Source organism: Marinobacter profundi, from assembly GCF_002744715.1.
Taxonomy (GTDB): Bacteria; Pseudomonadota; Gammaproteobacteria; order Pseudomonadales; family Oleiphilaceae; genus Marinobacter; species Marinobacter profundi.
In genome coordinates, this window is the sequence record NZ_KZ319368.1 from 293,476 (window position 1) to 309,668 (window position 16,193).

General features: G+C 60.7%; 14 protein-coding genes. 8 read left to right on the top strand and 6 right to left on the bottom strand.

Annotated elements, in window-relative coordinates:
- Positions 1-17: 17 nt before the first annotated feature.
- From purB to CLH61_RS04330, 3 genes are read left to right on the top strand one after another with little or no spacing between them, the layout of a single operon-like run.
- Positions 18-1,385: an adenylosuccinate lyase gene (gene purB / locus CLH61_RS04320; protein WP_099613478.1), complete on the top strand. Its 1,368-nt coding sequence runs from the start codon at positions 18-20 to the stop codon at positions 1,383-1,385.
- A gap of 3 nt (positions 1,386-1,388) precedes the next feature.
- The gene (locus tag CLH61_RS04325) at positions 1,389-2,540 is read left to right on the top strand and encodes a cupin domain-containing protein (RefSeq protein WP_099613479.1); all 1,152 of its coding nucleotides are present in this window, start codon (positions 1,389-1,391) and stop codon (positions 2,538-2,540) included.
- Positions 2,537-3,502 carry a GNAT family N-acetyltransferase gene (locus CLH61_RS04330; RefSeq protein WP_099613480.1) on the top strand — a complete coding sequence of 322 codons (966 nt, stop codon included), beginning with the start codon at positions 2,537-2,539 and terminating at the stop codon, positions 3,500-3,502. Before CLH61_RS04325 ends, CLH61_RS04330 begins: the two co-directional genes overlap by 4 nt.
- Here the strand turns inward: CLH61_RS04330 and CLH61_RS04335 are convergent.
- Positions 3,491-4,501, bottom strand: a complete 1,011-nt coding sequence (locus CLH61_RS04335; protein WP_099613481.1) for a LysR family transcriptional regulator — start codon at positions 4,499-4,501, stop codon at positions 3,491-3,493. The genes CLH61_RS04330 and CLH61_RS04335 overlap by 12 nt on opposite strands.
- 295 nt (positions 4,502-4,796) lie before the next feature.
- Here CLH61_RS04335 and CLH61_RS04340 point away from each other — a divergent pair, with 295 nt between their 5' ends.
- Positions 4,797-7,061: a hybrid sensor histidine kinase/response regulator gene (locus CLH61_RS04340; protein WP_099613707.1), complete on the top strand. Its 2,265-nt coding sequence runs from the start codon at positions 4,797-4,799 to the stop codon at positions 7,059-7,061.
- Here CLH61_RS04340 and CLH61_RS04345 read toward each other — a convergent pair.
- Together CLH61_RS04345 and CLH61_RS04350 are read right to left on the bottom strand one after the other, a co-directional pair.
- On the bottom strand, positions 7,021-7,482 hold the full coding sequence (locus CLH61_RS04345; RefSeq protein ID WP_099613482.1) for a MarR family winged helix-turn-helix transcriptional regulator: 462 nt from the start codon (positions 7,480-7,482) through the stop codon (positions 7,021-7,023). The genes CLH61_RS04340 and CLH61_RS04345 overlap by 41 nt on opposite strands.
- Before the next feature lie 11 nt (positions 7,483-7,493).
- Positions 7,494-7,979: a glutathione peroxidase gene (locus tag CLH61_RS04350; RefSeq protein WP_099613483.1), complete on the bottom strand. Its 486-nt coding sequence runs from the start codon at positions 7,977-7,979 to the stop codon at positions 7,494-7,496.
- Between the two features lie 225 nt (positions 7,980-8,204).
- On the opposite strand from CLH61_RS04350, the gene CLH61_RS04355 reads away from it, so the two are divergent.
- The 3 genes from CLH61_RS04355 to htpX all read left to right on the top strand — a co-directional run bounded on the left by CLH61_RS04355 (position 8,205) and on the right by htpX (position 10,883).
- On the top strand, positions 8,205-9,419 hold the full coding sequence (locus CLH61_RS04355) for a pyridoxal phosphate-dependent aminotransferase (RefSeq protein ID WP_099613484.1): 1,215 nt from the start codon (positions 8,205-8,207) through the stop codon (positions 9,417-9,419).
- 11 nt (positions 9,420-9,430) lie between these two features.
- The gene (locus tag CLH61_RS04360) at positions 9,431-9,901 is read left to right on the top strand and encodes a hypothetical protein (RefSeq protein ID WP_099613485.1); all 471 of its coding nucleotides are present in this window, start codon (positions 9,431-9,433) and stop codon (positions 9,899-9,901) included.
- A 97-nt stretch (positions 9,902-9,998) separates the two neighbouring features.
- Complete coding sequence (gene htpX / locus CLH61_RS04365) at positions 9,999-10,883, top strand: protease HtpX (protein ID WP_211289071.1); 885 nt, start codon at positions 9,999-10,001, stop codon at positions 10,881-10,883.
- Positions 10,884-10,940: 57 nt separating this feature from the next.
- Here htpX and pdxB read toward each other — a convergent pair whose 3' ends face one another.
- From pdxB to CLH61_RS04380, 3 genes are all read right to left on the bottom strand, one after another.
- Entirely contained in the window at positions 10,941-12,089 is a 1,149-nt protein-coding gene (gene pdxB / locus CLH61_RS04370; RefSeq protein WP_099613487.1) for a 4-phosphoerythronate dehydrogenase PdxB, read from the bottom strand.
- Positions 12,090-12,106: 17 nt separating this feature from the next.
- Entirely contained in the window at positions 12,107-13,444 is a 1,338-nt protein-coding gene (locus CLH61_RS04375; RefSeq protein WP_228152525.1) for a DEAD/DEAH box helicase, read from the bottom strand.
- An 81-nt stretch (positions 13,445-13,525) separates the two neighbouring features.
- Positions 13,526-14,068, bottom strand: a complete 543-nt coding sequence (locus tag CLH61_RS04380) for an elongation factor P hydroxylase (protein WP_099613488.1) — start codon at positions 14,066-14,068, stop codon at positions 13,526-13,528.
- A 158-nt stretch (positions 14,069-14,226) separates the two neighbouring features.
- On the opposite strand from CLH61_RS04380, the gene dsbD reads away from it, so the two are divergent.
- Positions 14,227-16,170 (top strand): protein-disulfide reductase DsbD, encoded by a 1,944-nt coding sequence (gene dsbD / locus CLH61_RS04385; RefSeq protein ID WP_099613489.1) that lies wholly within the window; start codon positions 14,227-14,229, stop codon positions 16,168-16,170.
- Positions 16,171-16,193 lie beyond the last annotated feature (23 nt).

The window sequence follows — 16,193 nt, forward strand, 5'->3', positions numbered from 1 at the left end:
GACTTGAGAGGTTTTCGATGGAACTCACCGCCCTGACCGCCATTTCCCCGGTCGATGGACGCTACGGCAGCAAAGTCAGCGTTTTCCGTGAAATTTTCAGTGAATATGGCCTGATCAGAAACCGGGTAACCGTCGAAATCCGCTGGCTGCAGAAACTCGCCGCCCATCCGCAAATCAGCGAGGTTCCCCCCTTCTCCGCCGAGGCCAACCGCTTCCTCGACCTGATGGTCAGCGAGTTCAGCCTGGAAGACGCTGGCCGCATCAAGGAAATCGAACGCACCACCAACCACGACGTCAAGGCGGTGGAATACTTCATCAAGGAAAAAATCGCCGCCGTGCCGGAACTGCACGCCGTGACCGAGTTCGTTCACTTTGCCTGCACCTCCGAGGACATCAACAACCTGTCCCACGCCCTGATGCTGCGGGAAGGTCTCGACTTCGGCATGCTGCCCGCCATGGACATGGTGATCGACAAACTGACCGAGCTGGCCCACGAGCACGCCAGCCAGCCGATGCTGTCCCGCACCCATGGCCAGACCGCCTCGCCGTCCACCGTCGGCAAGGAGCTGGCCAACGTGGTCTATCGTCTGCGCCGCCAGGTTAGCCAGATCCGGAGCATTGAACTGCTGGGCAAGATCAACGGCGCCGTGGGTAACTACAATGCGCATCTGTCGGCCTACCCGGACATCGACTGGGCCGCCAACGCCCGGGACTTTATCGAAGGCCTGGGCCTGAACTGGAACCCCTACACTACCCAGATCGAGCCCCACGACTACATTGCCGAGCTCTACGACGCTGTCGCCCGCTTCAACACCATCCTGATCGACCTGGACCGGGACATCTGGGGCTACATTTCCCTGGGCTACTTCAAGCAGAAGACCGTGGAAGGCGAAGTCGGCTCGTCCACCATGCCCCACAAGGTAAACCCCATCGACTTCGAGAACTCCGAAGGCAACCTGGGTATCGCCAACGCCCTGTTTGGCCACCTGTCTGCGAAACTGCCCATTTCCCGCTGGCAGCGTGACCTGACCGACTCGACCGTGCTGCGCAACCTCGGGGTCGGCTTTGCCCACAGCCTGATTGCCTACGAGGCAACCCTGAAAGGCCTGGGCAAGCTGGAGCTCAACCCGGTACGGCTGGACGATGACCTCGATCACGCCTGGGAAGTGCTGGCGGAACCCATCCAGACCGTCATGCGCCGCTATAATATCGAGAAGCCGTATGAAAAACTGAAGGCGCTCACCCGCGGCAAGGCCATGACACCCGAGGTCATCCGCAGCTTTGTGGACTCCCTCGAGATTCCCCAGGCCGCCAAAGACGACCTGCTGGCCCTGACGCCCGGCTCCTACATCGGAAACGCCACAGACCAAGCGGAGGCAATCTGAATCATGGAACTGCTCGGCGGACTGACAGCACAGGATTTCTTGCGGGAGTACTGGCAGAAAAAACCATTAGTCATCCGCCAGGCCTTTCCCGGATTCGAGTGTCCGGTTTCGGCAGATGAGCTGGCCGGCCTGGCCTGCGAGGAAGCGGTCGAATCCCGCATTATCATCGAGAACGACAGCGGCAAACCCTGGCAACTCCACAACGGACCGTTTGCGCCAGAACGCTTCGAAACCCTGCCGGAAACCCACTGGACGCTGCTGGTCCAGGGTCTCGACCACTGGGTGCCGGACATTGCCGACCTGCTGGAAAACTTCCGCTTCATCCCCAACTGGCGGCTGGACGACATTATGGCCAGCTATGCCCCGAGGGGAGGCAGTGTCGGCCCCCATTACGACCAGTACGACGTGTTCCTCCTGCAGGCCCACGGCAAGCGGGAATGGACGTTCGGCGGCCATTGCGACCACACCTCACCCCGGGTTGACGGCACGCCCCTGCGCATCCTCAGTAGCTGGGAAGGTGAGGAAACCGTAGTGCTCGAGCCCGGGGACATGCTCTACCTGCCGCCCGGCGTGGGCCACCATGGCGTTGCGCTGGACGACTGCATCACCCTGTCGGTTGGCTTCCGGGCGCCCAGTATCGATGACATCCTCACCGGATTCACCGATTTTCTCTGCAGCCAGTCCGATGCCTCGGATCACCTGACCGACCCCGACCTCCAGGTCCAGGACAACCCGGGAACCATCAGCCCGGAGGTCATCGACCACCTCGACGGTATCATCCGTGCCCGGCTGACGGACCGGCGGCAGCTGGCCTTCTGGTTTGGCCAGTATGCGACCGCTCCGAAAAGTATGGACATCGTGGCGCCGGCGGACGAGCCAATCACCGCTGACGACCTGCAGGCATGGGTCGCCGACGGTGCGCAGGTACGCTGGAACGAGGGCTCGCGCTTTGCCTATTACATCCTGGAAGGCGAAACCGCGCTGTTTGTCGACGGCGAGCGGTATCTGCTGCGGGGCGACGCCCAGGAGCTGGCACCGCTGCTCTGCGAAGGTGCCCGGCCCGACATGGACCGTCTGGCAGCCCTGCTCGACGACGAAGCGCTGAGGGGGCTGTTAGCCAACCTGTTCAATCAGGGAAGCCTGTACCTGGAATGAAGATCCGCATTCGCAAATACAGCTGGCAACTGGCACCGGCAAGCGTCCGGCAGATCCGCCAGCAGGTGTTTATTGACGAGCAACAGGTGCCGGAAGCCCTGGAATGGGATGACACCGACGACATTGCCGATCATTACCTCGCCGTGTTGCCGGACAACACGCCCGTCGCAGTGGCCCGGATGTTCTCCACCCTGTCCGAAACAGCCCATATCGGCCGGATGGCAATTTTGCCGGAGTTCCGGGGTCGGGGCATCGGCCGTACGTTGCTGAATCGACTGATCCAGGACGCTGCAGGCCAGTTTCCGGAGCTCAGGCTGTCTGCCCAGCGACATGCTGTTCCCTTCTACCAGCGTAGCGGCTTTCATGTCTGCTCCTCGCCCTACGAAGATGCCGGCATTCCCCATGTCGACATGTGCTGCCTGGCGCCGGAACTGGTGGCAGCGGAACTTGGCAGGCGCCACTATCCCATGGTGAAAGGCGAGGATGCTGACGCCTGGTTGTTCCACTGCGAAGAGGAGCTCGCCGCCTTACTGGATTCCCTGGTCAGCCAGGCGAGCCAGCGAATCTGGCTGTACGACCGGCTGCTGGAGCACGACCTCTACGACCGTTTCCGCTTCCGTGAAGTGCTGTCGGCACTGGCGCGCCGCCACCGCCTGAGCGAAGTGCGTATTCTGATCCACGATGACCGCCCGCTGGTGAAGAAGCGCCACCGGATTGTCGAACTGATGCGACGGCTGCCCAGCCGCATCGAACTGCGCCTGGTCAACAGCCAGTACCCGGTGGAAGACCAGCCGTTTGTGCTGGCAGACCGGGAAGCGCTGCTCTATCGCCACGATTTCTACAAACCGGAAGGCTTTGCCAACTTCACCGACAGCGGCCGTGTCCGGCTCCTGTCGGAAAGCTTCCAGCGGATGTGGGACGCCGGTCGCAACTCCCTGGAGCTCCGCGAACTACCGCTCTGAGTGGTGGAGACTCAGGCGCTCCTCAGACTCGAACTGTGAACCGAAGGGCGCAAATTCCGTGTCCACCTCCGCAGCTACCTCGATGACCAGCCGGCGCAGCCACTGGTGATCGGCGTTGTGCTGCAACAAAGGGCTCCAGGCCATTTTCAGCTCAAACGGCGGGATCTCAAAAGGCGGCACCTTGACGACCAGATTCGGATTGTCTTTCTGCAGCCAGGCGGCCCGGGACGGCAAGGTGGCAATCAGATCGTGCTGCTCCGCCAGCAACATAGCCACCTGATAGTGCCGGGTGAATACCGAAATCTGACGTTTACGCCCCATCCGCGACAGCGCCTCGTCAACCCAGCCCAGGCGCTGGACGTCCTTGGGGTTGACGCCGACGCCGACGCCGAACCCGGTTTTGCTGACCCAGATGTGACTGGCATCCAGGTAGGTATCCAGGGTGAACGGCTTTTCCAGCAGAGGATTGCGGGCGTTCATCAGGCAGGCAAAGTATTCGATCCAAAGGGTTTTCTGATGGAAGGACTGGGGGATCTTGTCGAAACGGTTGATTGCCATATCAACACGGCCCTGCTCCACATCGAGAAAGCTGACGTCGCTGGGGGTCAGCACGTCGAGGGTAACCTGGGGAGCCTCCTGGCGAATACGGCGCAGGACCCGGGGCATCAGGCAGGACTCGGCGTAGTCACTGGCCATGATGCGGAACACCCGCTGGCTGTCAAACGCGGCGAACGGGGTTTTCTCCTGGACCGCCTGCTCGATGTCGGAAAGTATGCCGCGTACCAGCGGCTGCAGCTCACGGGCCCGCTCCGTCGCTGTCATGCCCTCGCTGGTCCGCACCAGGATCGGATCGCCGAACAGGTCACGCAGCCGTCGTAACCCGTTGCTCATTGCCGGCTGGGTGATTCCCAGGTGGTTGGCGGCCTTGGTTACATTCTTTTCCCGCAACAGCACATCGAGATAGACCAGCAGATTCAAATCTACCCGGGAAATATCCATACCACTGCCTCACCATTCACCAGATTTATTTACTGCCTCGACAAAATTCACCAGACAAATATACACGATATCCCGGCCCGGTTAGAAGACGGAATAACCCGGGGTTTTCTGCTAACCTTGGCGGAGTTACCCGCACAATCCACGGTTGGGTCCAACACTAGCGCCCCGGGCTTTCCTGCAATTCAACAGAACCGGCAGGGTGCGGCCAAATTCCACAGGGATACAAATAACGGTGAGTTCCTGGTTCAGCAAACGGCTTTCCTTACGCCTGACCCGCAACACGGTGCTGGTTGCCATGGGGCTGGGCCTGCTGCTCAACCTGGTTCAGGTGACGCTGGATTACTTTGACGCCCGTCGCTCCATGGAAGATGAAATCCGCGCGTTGATGGAGATCAGCCACAGCCCCGCATCCCAGATTGCCTATAACATTGATATCCGCCTGGCCGAGGAACTGCTCGACGGCCTGCTCAAGCACCCCGCCATCATCGATGCGCGGATCGTTGACCCGGAAGGCCTGGTGCTGGCCGAGGCCAGCCAGAATCCGTTCGAGTCCCGGTATCGCCTGCTCAGCGATGCCCTGTTTGGTCCCGACCGCTACTTTACCGATGACCTGCGGGTCCCGCAGCTCACCGATATACCACTGGGGCGACTGGCGCTGACAATTGACACCTACCACTACGGGCTTCGGTTTCTGCAGCGATCCGGCTATACCCTGCTGAGCGGGTTCCTGAAAAGCCTGGTGCTGTCGATCGCGCTGCTGTTCATTTTCTACTTTGTGCTGACCCGGCCAATCATGAATGTCATCAATGCCCTGGGCCGGGTGCGGGCTGAAACACCCGAGAAGGTGCGCCTGCCGGTGCCCTACAAGCACCGGGAAGATGAAATAGGACTGATGGTGGGCATCATCAATGACCACCTCGACACGATCGATTCGAGCCTGGCGCGCCTGCGTCTGGCGGAAAGCGCCATGAAGAATTACTCCAGCCAGCTGGAGCATGAAGTCGAGGATCGTACCCGGGAGATCTCGGAAAAGAACCAGGCCCTGCTGCGAAGTAACCAGGCCCTGATTCGTGCCAAGGAAGATGCCGTGCGCAAAGCCCGCTCCCGCGCCAGCTTCCTCGCCAACATGAGCCACGAGATCCGCACGCCACTGAACGGCGTGCTGGGTATGCTTAACCTGGCCCTGGAAGGCGAGCTCGAACCGGCCCAGCGCAACCGGCTGGAAATTGCAGTAACTGCCGGACAAAGCCTGCTGTCCCTGCTTAACGACATTCTCGATATTTCCAAGGTGGAAGCGGGCAAGCTGGGGCTGGAGAATATTCCCTTCAACCTCCGCAACCTGATTGAAGAATGCGCCACCCTCCATGGCGAGCAGGCCCGGCGCAAGCGGATTGACCTGGTGGTTGATATCGACCCGGAACTGGCTGAAGTCTACCGGGGAGACCCCACCCGTACCCGCCAGGTCATCAACAACCTGCTTAACAATGCCATCAAATTTACCGATACCGGCTCGGTCAGGATCCGCGCCACCCAGATGGGAGGCAATCTGCGCATCGACGTGATGGACACCGGCATCGGAATGTCCCGGGAAGGCCTGCACCGGATATTCTCGCCGTTTTCCCAGGCCGACAGCGACACCACCCGGCTGTATGGTGGCACCGGCCTCGGCCTGACCCTGTGCCGCCAGCTGGTTGAGCGGATGCATGGCCAGATCCTGGTCGATTCCGAGGAACGCCTGGGAACACACTTCACCGTTGTGCTGCCATTGCCCGAGGACAAACAGGATCAGGGCCCGCCCCGTGAACAGAGCCTGCCTCCGGAACTTGCAGGCTATACGGTCGCCCTGACCCTGGCTGCCCAGCATCCGCACCGCCTGCCCATCGAGAACCAGTTACGGGCGTGGGGGTTGCGGGTACGGGAGCAGGTTCCTGCCGGTGAGCCAGGCATGGTGATCGCCGATGCCGACGCCCCACCCCCGGAAACAGCCACCCCGCTCCATGGCTGCCGGACCATTCTGGTTGACCGCTTCGCGTCGGCAAGGGAGACCGGCGACACCTGTCTGCTGCTCATGCCCCTGCGACGAGATGACCTGTACCGATGCCTGCTGGTGGCCGCCGGCCTCGAACGCCCGGCCCCCGAACCACCCCGGAACAGCGACCAGCCAGCGGCCAGCACCCGCAAACTCCGCCTGTTGCTGGTCGAGGACAACCAGGTCAACCAGATCGTAGCCAGCAGCATTCTTCGCAAACTGGGGCACGACGTCGACCTGGCAGAGAACGGCAAACGTGCCCTGAACGCCTTGACCAACGCCCACTACGACATGGTGCTGATGGACTGCCAGATGCCGGTCATGGACGGCTATGAAGCAACCCGCCACATCCGCGCCAATCCCGACTGGCAGAATCTTCCAGTCATCGCAGTCACCGCCAACGTCATGCAGGGCGACCGCGAAGACTGTCTGGCAGCCGGGATGAACGACTACATCACCAAGCCCTACAACAAGAACGAGCTCCGGTCGGTCATTGAGCGCTGGACGCCCGCGGTTGTTCAAGCTGACTGAGCAGTGCTTTCAGCTGGTCACGCAAGGCAAACAGGGCATCCGCATCCAACCCGGTACGACACAGCATTTGCCCGGGTACATCCAGGGCCCGCTCCCGCAGGGCCTGCCCCTTCGGAGTCAGGCGCAGCGTTACTACCCGCTCATCCTGCTGGCTGCGCGACCGTGCCACCAGCTTCGCCTGTTCCAGTCGCTTCAGCAACGGGGTCAGGGTTCCGGAGTCCAGCCTTAACCGCTGGCCAAGATCGCTCACCCGCATCGGCTCGCCTGCAGCCTCCGCTTCCCACAGCACCAGCATGACCAGGTACTGGGGATAGGTCAGCCCGAGACTGGCGAGCAACGGGCGATACAGGGCTGTTACCGCACGGTTTGCGGCATAGAGTGCAAAGCAGACCTGATTATCGAGGACCAGGGGGTCCGTCATGGCGGCGGCCGTCAAAGCAGCTTCTCGATATCTGCCCGGATGGCGTCGGGCTTGGTCGTCGGGGGGTAACGGTTGACCACTTCCCCTTCGCGGTTCACCAGGAACTTGGTGAAATTCCATTTGATTTTTTCCGACCCCAGCAGCCCCCGGGCGCGGCCTTTCAGCAAGCTGAACAGGGGATGGGTACCGGGACCATTCACCTCCACCTTGGCAAACATCGGGAAGTCCACACCGTAGTTCAGGCTACAGAACTGACTGATGGCATCGTCATCGCCCGGATCCTGGTTCAGAAACTGGTTGCAGGGAAAGCCCAGGACCACCAGTCCGCGTCCAGCCAGATCATTGTAAAGGGATTGCAGCCCCTCAAACTGGGGCGTAAAGCCGCACTTGCTGGCCGTATTCACAATCAACAGGACCTTGCCCTGGTACTCCGCCATGCTATGAGACTGCCCGCGGATGTCGGTAACTTCGATTTCGTATATGGCGTGATCTGACATGAAAGGTCCCTTCATTCCTGATTAGAGAGTTGTTCACCATCGGATTTTGCACAATCTATTTACCATGCGGATTGCACCGGTTGCACTAACAAATTAACTGTACCGGTTAAAACTTTGGCTTCTGTACCATTTTTCGCCACAATTCATCACGATTGACCTGTTGCCGGCGCACCCTGCTCCGCTAGAATAGGTGTTTTAGCGCCAACCAAAGGAAGTACTGACCTCATGCTGAACTACAAGAAATCCGCCAAACTGGATAACGTGTGTTACGAAATACGTGGCGTGGTTCTGCGTGAGGCGCGTCGGCTGGAAGAAGAGGGCCACCGGGTTCTCAAGCTGAATATCGGCAATCCGGCAGCCTTTGAACTCGACGTTCCGGAAGAAATCCAGCAGGACGTCATCTACAACATGCACCTGGCCCAGGGTTACGTCGAGTCCAAGGGGCTGTTCTCCGCCCGGAAGGCGGTCATGCATTACTGCCAGCAGCGCGGCATCGACAAGGTCGACATTGATGACATCTACCTGGGCAACGGTGTCAGTGAGCTGATTGTGATGTCGATGCAGGCCCTGCTCAACACCGGTGACGAGGTTCTCATCCCGGCTCCGGACTACCCCCTGTGGACGGCCGCCGTCACCTTGTCCAGCGGCAAACCGGTACATTACCGCTGTGATGAGCAACAGGACTGGTACCCGGACATTGACGACATCAAGAAAAAGATCACCCGTCGCACCCGCGCCATTGTGCTGATCAACCCGAATAACCCGACAGGCGCCGTGTATTCCCGCGAGCTGCTTGAACAGATTGTGGAACTGGCCCGCCAGCACAACCTGGTGGTTCTGTCGGACGAGATCTACGACAAGATCCTCTATGACGGGGTGGAACACATCTCCACGGCGTCGCTGGCTGACGACGTGCTGTTCTTCACCTATAACGGCCTGTCCAAGAATTACCGTGCCGCCGGTTATCGCTCTGGCTGGATGATTATCAGCGGCGCCAAGCACCGCGCCCAGGACCTGATCGAGGGCATCGACATGCTCTCCAACATGCGACTGTGTGCCAACGTGCCGGCCCAGCTCGCTATCCAGACCGCCCTCGGTGGCTATCAGTCCATCAACGATCTGGTGGCACCCGGCGGACGCCTTTACGAGCAGCGCCAGACCGCCTGGTCGCTGCTCAACGACATCCCGGGAGTCAGTTGCGTAAAGCCCAGCGGCGCCCTGTATATGTTCCCGAAACTGGACCCCAAACGCTTTCCCATCGTCAATGACGAGAAACTGGTGCTGGACCTGCTGCTGCAGGAGCGGATCCTGCTGGTTCAGGGCTCGGCATTTAACGTTGACGACCGTCAGCACCTGCGGGTGGTTTTCCTGCCCCGGGAGGACACGCTGGAAGACGCCATCAAGCGCCTGGCCCACTTCCTGTCCACATACCAGCAGTAACGGGGTCCGGCATGGCGGATATTCACATCGAGGAGTTCTACAAGGATACCGCGATAGCGCTGGTGCAGCTCTATAACGGCTTTCCCCGTCGCATCAACCTCTTCGTGGAGGATATCGCCGGCCCTGACGATCCGGACGAGTTCGGTTTGCACAGCCGTCGCCACATGGCCTGCTTCGGCAGCCTGCTGTGGCTGGCGGAAGAAGGCCTGGTTCGCTATGTCGATACCATCCGCCAGGAAGCCCTGGACCAGGCCGTGCTGACCCGGGCCGCCTTCGAGCGTCTGAGCAGCGTCGCCGACCCCACCCTGCTCCGGACCCTCGCACCGGCGGCCGCAGAGCTCGCCGATGATGTCCCGCCTACCATCCGCGAAGACTTTTCAACGTATATCTTTCTGATCCGTGAGGCCCTGCGAAGCAAGAGTTCGGACCGGATCAGCCAGGTCATGAAGGCGGCATTCTTCCATGGCCGCTCTGCAGGTTAAACTGCAGCAAGCCTGTTGAAGTGGCGAATGGCGCCACCATATAGCTTCTGAAGACAGACACCCATTCTCTTCGTATTGATCGTGAAAAAAGGAACGGATAATGCGAATTCTGTTATTTCTGGCCACCAACCTGGCGGTGATTCTCGTCGCCAGCGTGACCCTTCGCCTGCTTGGCGTCGACAGCTATCTGACCGCCAACGGCATTCAGTATGGCTCGCTGCTGGCGTTCGCTGCCGTTTTTGGCTTTGCCGGAGCCATCGTCTCCCTGCTTATCTCCAAGCCGATGGCGAAATGGAGCACCAAGGCCCAGGTCATTGAGTCGCCCCGCACGCCTGCAGAACGCTGGCTGGTCGAAACCGTTGCGGAGCTGGCGAAAAACGCCGGTATCGGCATGCCGGAAGTTGCCATTTTCCCGGCCAGCCAGTCCAATGCCTTTGCAACCGGCTGGAACCGCAACGCGGCTCTGGTGGCCGTTAGCGAGGGGCTGCTCACCCGCTTCAACAAAGACGAGATCCGCGCTGTTCTGGGCCATGAGATCGGTCACGTGGCCAATGGGGACATGATTACCCTGGCGCTGATTCAGGGCGTGGTGAATACCTTCGTGATCTTTGCCTCACGGGTCATCGGCTCACTGGTGGATCGGGTGGTTTTCAAGAACGAGCAGGGTCACGGCCCCGGCTTTTTCATCGTCAGCCTGGTGGCTGAACTGGTACTGGGCATTCTGGCGAGTACGATCGTGTTCTGGTTCTCCCGGCGGCGGGAGTTTCGGGCGGATATCGCCGGCGCCCGGCTGGCGGGGCGCTCGGCCATGATCAGCGCACTCACCCGCCTGAAACAGGAAAGCGAAGTGCCCGACCAGATGCCGGATTCCCTGCAAGCCTTTGGTATCAACCGTGGTGCCCGAGGTGGCCTGGGTGCGCTGTTCATGACTCACCCACCGCTGGAAACCCGTATTGCCGCACTCCAGCAGGCCCAACTCTGAGTCAGAACGTTAGCGCGAAAGAGGTATGCGGGTGCCGTGGCACCCGCAACGCGTGGACTAGATCTTCAGCTTGAAGCCGAGCGCACGGAAGGTATCCTGCAGGGACTTGCTGGTGCCCTTGAGCTGGATCTTGACGCTGGAAAACTCCCGGCGCACCGGATAATCCCGCCGCAGGCGGTCGAAAGCGCCCCCCCGTTCCCTGGCCTCACGATCCATGGTCAGCCGCAGGCGGCTGTCATCCATTCGCGGATCGTAGCAGGATCGCATGGCAACCGTGGTCGCCGACCACTCCGACGCAGCGCTGGTAAATGACAGCTTGCTGAGGGCCGGCTCCGGCAGGAATTGCCCGGCTTTCTTGCGCACCGGCAAGCCCAGAAACCGGCACAGCCCCTGGTAGATCATTTCGGTACCCTGAACCTTGCCCTCCAGGCTATAGCCGGCGATGTGCGGCGTGGCAATCCACACCCGATCGACCAACTCCGGGCTGATCCGGGGTTCCTGCTCCCATACATCCAGCACCACCGTGGGCGGGTTGGCCTCATCAAGCCGGTCAAGCAGGGCCCGGCAGTCAACCACCTCACCGCGGCCACTGTTGATCAGCAACTGATCAGCACGCAGCGCCTGCAGCCGTCCCGCGCCAAGCAGGTGATAGGTGGCATGCTCGCCATCCCGGGTTAACGGCGTGTGCAGGGTAATAACATCGCACGCCAGCGCCTCATCCAGACTGACAAAGCCTTCCTCGCCTTCCAGGGCCGCTCTGGGGGGATCACAAAGCTTGACGGTGCAATCCAGCCAGTCCAGCTTGCGAGCCAGTTCGCTGCCGACATTTCCGGCACCGACAATGCCCACGGAGAGGTCGGCCCAATCCTTCAGGCCCTTCTTTTCAATGTGAAGGGACACCACCGACAGCACATACTCCGCCACGCTGTTGGCATTGCAGCCCGGAGCCGCACAGAAGGCAATTCCGCGGGACTCCAGCCAGGGCACGTCAACATGGTCGGTGCCGATGGTGGCAGTCCCGACAAACTTGACCCGGCTGCCCTCCAGCAAATCGCGGTCGACCCGGGTTACTGAACGGACCAGAAGCACGTCGGCATCCTGCACATCTTCCGGCGACATACCACGACCGGAAACCCGCCGCACCTCGCCGATATCGTCAAAGAAGGAGTCCAGTAAGGGAATGTTCTCGTCAGCAACGATTAACATGGCTTGTCAGGGCTCCGTCAGGATCTGCGCTGGCGCGGATTACGACCGCCACTGCCCTGCGGACGGCGACGTCCACGGTTTCGGGTGATGGGAGGCTTCTCCAGGGGTGCGCTGAGGTCTTCCTCGGGCACCGCGGTTTTCAGTTTCTGGCTGATGTAGCTCTCAATGGCCGGCAGCGAAAATGCATCGTCTTCACTGGCAAAACTGATGGAAACCCCGTGCTGGCCCGCGCGGCCGGTACGACCGATGCGGTGGACATAGTCCTCCGCGTTTTCCGGCAGGTTGTAGTTGAAGACGTGGCTGACCCCGTCGACATGGATGCCCCGGCCGGCAACGTCCGTCGCCACCAGCACCTGGATGGTGCCACGCTTGAACTGGTCGAGGGTCTTGAGGCGTTTGGTCTGGGCAATTTCACCGGACATCAGGGCAACCTTGACGCCCTGGTTGCGGAGATCTTCCTCCAGGTCACGGCACTGGTCGCGGCGATTGGCAAATACAATGGCCTTCTCCACCTCCGGCCGCTGGAGATAGTTCACCAGCACCGGCAACTTTTCATCCTCGCCTACCAGGTAAACCGTCTGCTTGACCCGCTCCGCGGTCTTCTGCTGGGGCTCGATCTCCACAAACTCGGCATTGCGGGTCCACATGGAGGCCAGGTTCAGCACGTCCTGGTTGAAGGTGGCACTGAACAGCAGGGTCTGGCGCTCTTCCTTCGGCGTACACTTGCGAATGATCCGCTTGACGTCCGGAATGAACCCCATGTCCAGCATCCGGTCGGCCTCATCCAGAATGAGGATGTCGAGCTGGTCCAGGAACACGTCCTGGGATCCGAGAAAATCGATCAGCCGGCCCGGGGTAGCCACCAGAATATCGACAATTTCATTCTGCAGCTGGTCGCGCTGCTTGTCGTAATTCATGCCTCCCACCACGGTAACCACGTTGTGGCCGGTATAGCCGCAAAGCTGTTCGGCGTCCTTGGCGATCTGCAGAGCCAGTTCACGGGTCGGCGCCAGCGCCAGCACACGGGGCTCCGAGGCAAAACGGTCGGCCTTCGGAATCGGCGTTTCCAGCAGGCTCTGGATGGCGGTAATCAGGAACGCAGCGGTTTTGCCGGTCCCGGTCTGGGCCTGGCCGATCAGGTCTTCGCACGCGAGGGTGTACGGCAGGGTCTCGGCCTGGATCGGAGTACAGTATTCGAAGCCAATGTCAGTGATGGCGTCCAGTACCCGCTGGTCCAGATTGAGGTCACTGAAACGGGTTTTGCCGGCAGCTTCCGGCACTTCCACCTTTGGGCGGCTCGTAGCCGGCACCTGGCTTTCCTGCGAGTCGATCGCCGTTGAGATTTCGGATGTCATATAGAGTCAACTTACCTTGTTGTCGATGAACGACAGAGCGCGTAGCAGCGACCGGATCGGAAAGGCTCCGGCACCACAGTGCTATTCCCGCGCGGATTCTTCAGCCCACGCTGCGCCAAACCGCTCGGTCGTTCCGTAAAATGTCATGAGTGACGTGAAAAATGAAGCCGCCCGCGAGGGCATCCCGTTGCGGAGGTAGTCGTCCGCCTGGGTCCTGACCCTGCGACGGAAACCGGCCTCGTCGACCGCTCCGTCACCGGACAGGTTATCGATACTGATATGAAAGCGGGAGCCCGCCGCCACGGAAAACAGCCATTCAAGGGCCTGGGGCTTGACCTCCACCTGTTCGAACAGACGTTGATGATCCCGACTCCGGCCGTCCGGACAGTACCAGTAGCCATAATCGTGCAGGGTTCTGCGCTGTTCGCCGGCAATACACCAGTGACTGATTTCATGTAGCGCGCTGGCGTAGAAATTCCGGGCAAAAACCACCCTGGCCAAGCCTTCCGGCCCGGTCGCTGGCAAATACTCCGGTTCGTCGCCGCCCCTGACCAGTACCGTCCCGAAACTTTCCCGGAACAGGTCATTGAACAGCATGATAAGATCATCTGGGTGGTGATTCATGTGCTTGCTATTGTGCGACTTTAATCCAATCAATACCAGAGGGAACTTTCAGCAGGCTGACGAGTCCACTGCACGGTTGTTATCTCGGATTGACCGAGTTTACATGCAGCTGACAAACTTGCCGCCGCTCAACTACCCGGATTGACGTGACCCTAACCATGACTGGAAGTAACAACGCCGTAACCTCTCGCCTCCATACCCCCTGCATCCGGGGCGTACCGCCATTCCGCAAGCTGCTGAGCGGCTTTGCATTCGTGCTCACCCTGATCGCCACAAGCCCCGCATTTGGGCTTAACTGGTCTGCTTCGAGCGTGCTCACCGGCGACAGCGACTTCCTTCCGGTTGATGAAGCCCTGCCGTTCAGCTTTACCACCGATGATCAGGGCGTGACGCTGTCCTGGAACACCACGCCCGGCCATTACCTTTATCGCGAACGTATCAAGGTCACCGCCCTGACCGACGACGCCACCACCGGCGCCATGACGTTTTCCCTGCAGGGCAAAACCACCGTCGATGAGTACTTTGGCGAAGTCACCGTATTCTACGAGCCGGTCTCGGCCCGCGTTCCCGTCACTCTCGCCGAGGGTCAACGGGAAGCAACGCTGGAGGTAACCTACCAGGGCTGCGCCGAAGCCGGTCTGTGCTACCCGCCGCAAACCCGTGAAGTCCTGTTCTACCCCGGCGGTACCGCCGCCACGGGCACATCTCCGGCCACCGATAGCATCGGCCCGGCAAGCCCCGCGGCCACTGTGGCACCAGGTGCCGACTTCGACAGCAACTCCGCGACCGGTCTGGCGGGCTTTCTGTCCAGCCAGTCCACACTGATCATTGCCGGCGTCTTTCTGTTGCTGGGGCTCGGACTGACCTTCACACCCTGCGTCCTGCCCATGGTGCCGATTATTTCTTCACTGGTTTCCAGCCGCAACACCCAGAGCACGGGTCACGCCCTGCTGCTCTCTTCGAGCTATGTCCTTGGCATGGCACTGACCTACGCCGCGGCCGGCGTTATTACCGGTCTGCTGGGTGCCAGCTTCAACCTGCAGGCGCAACTGCAGTCACCGTGGGTACTCGGGGTATTCGCGGCCTTGTTCGTGGTGTTTGCCCTGGCCATGTTCGACCTCTATGACATCCAGCTCCCCCGGGCCCTGAGGGACCCGCTCAATAACGCCAGCCACCGCATGACGGGCAGCCGCGTCCTGAGCATTTTCGGCATTGGCGCGGTATCCGCACTGATCGTATCGCCCTGTGTGTCTGCCCCGCTGGCCGGCAGCCTGCTATACATCAGCACCACCCAGGATGCGGTCGTCGGCGGCATTGCGCTGTTTGCCCTCGGACTGGGCATGGGACTGCCGCTGATCATGGTCGCCGTCGGCGGCCGCAAACTGCTTCCTTCGACCGGCACCTGGATGAATGTCGTCAAGTCATTCTACGGTGTCATGTTGCTGGCGGTCGCCATCTGGCTGATCGAACGTCTGGTTCCCGAGTGGATTTCATTAACGCTCTGGGGCCTGCTGGCAGCCGTCACCGGTGTCCAGCTGGGGGCATTTGATACCGCGAAGGCCGGCTGGCAACGAACCTGGAAAGGCTGCGGCCTGGTGCTGTTTGCCTACGGTATCGCCCTGCTTGCCGGCGCCATCAGTGGCGCCAACGATCCACTGCGGCCACTGGCACCGTTCACCACCGCAAGCCTGACCGGCAGCGCCGGCACCCAGGCGGCTGAAAATCACGCCAGCTTCCTCCGGGTAACCGAACCGGCGGAGATCCGCCGCCAGCTGTCCGCAGCCGCCAGCCGCAATGAACCCGTCATTCTCGACTTCTACGCCGACTGGTGTATTTCCTGCAAGGTCATGGAGCGACGGGTCTTCAGTGACGCCGAGGTCAGCCGTGAAATGGCCAACTTTACCTTGCTGCAGATCGATATGACCGCAAATACCCCGGATCAGCAGGCCCTGCTCGACGAACTGGGCCTGTTTGGCCCACCGGCCATCCTTTTTTACCGCTCCGATGGCAGTGAAAACAACAACTTGAGAGTACTCGGCGAAATGGACCGGGGGCAGTTCCTCGCCCACCTCCGCAAAGTCAGGGCAGCCCGGGACTCCTGAACTGCAGCCGGGGATCCCGGCAA

Excerpts from the sequence above, each read along its gene's own strand:
- purB (WP_099613478.1), top strand. The coding sequence starts at position 18 with ATGGAACTCACCGCCCTGACCGCCATTTCCCCGGTCGATGGACGCTAC.
- CLH61_RS04325 (WP_099613479.1), top strand. The coding sequence starts at position 1,389 with ATGGAACTGCTCGGCGGACTGACAGCACAGGATTTCTTGCGGGAGTAC.
- CLH61_RS04330 (WP_099613480.1), top strand. The coding sequence starts at position 2,537 with ATGAAGATCCGCATTCGCAAATACAGCTGGCAACTGGCACCGGCAAGC.
- CLH61_RS04335 (WP_099613481.1), bottom strand. The coding sequence starts at position 4,501 with ATGGATATTTCCCGGGTAGATTTGAATCTGCTGGTCTATCTCGATGTG.
- CLH61_RS04340 (WP_099613707.1), top strand. The coding sequence starts at position 4,797 with ATGGGGCTGGGCCTGCTGCTCAACCTGGTTCAGGTGACGCTGGATTAC.
- CLH61_RS04345 (WP_099613482.1), bottom strand. The coding sequence starts at position 7,482 with ATGACGGACCCCCTGGTCCTCGATAATCAGGTCTGCTTTGCACTCTAT.
- CLH61_RS04350 (WP_099613483.1), bottom strand. The coding sequence starts at position 7,979 with ATGTCAGATCACGCCATATACGAAATCGAAGTTACCGACATCCGCGGG.
- CLH61_RS04355 (WP_099613484.1), top strand. The coding sequence starts at position 8,205 with ATGCTGAACTACAAGAAATCCGCCAAACTGGATAACGTGTGTTACGAA.
- CLH61_RS04360 (WP_099613485.1), top strand. The coding sequence starts at position 9,431 with ATGGCGGATATTCACATCGAGGAGTTCTACAAGGATACCGCGATAGCG.
- pdxB (WP_099613487.1), bottom strand. The coding sequence starts at position 12,089 with ATGTTAATCGTTGCTGACGAGAACATTCCCTTACTGGACTCCTTCTTT.
- CLH61_RS04375 (WP_228152525.1), bottom strand. The coding sequence starts at position 13,444 with ATGACATCCGAAATCTCAACGGCGATCGACTCGCAGGAAAGCCAGGTG.
- CLH61_RS04380 (WP_099613488.1), bottom strand. The coding sequence starts at position 14,068 with ATGAATCACCACCCAGATGATCTTATCATGCTGTTCAATGACCTGTTC.
- dsbD (WP_099613489.1), top strand. The coding sequence starts at position 14,227 with ATGACTGGAAGTAACAACGCCGTAACCTCTCGCCTCCATACCCCCTGC.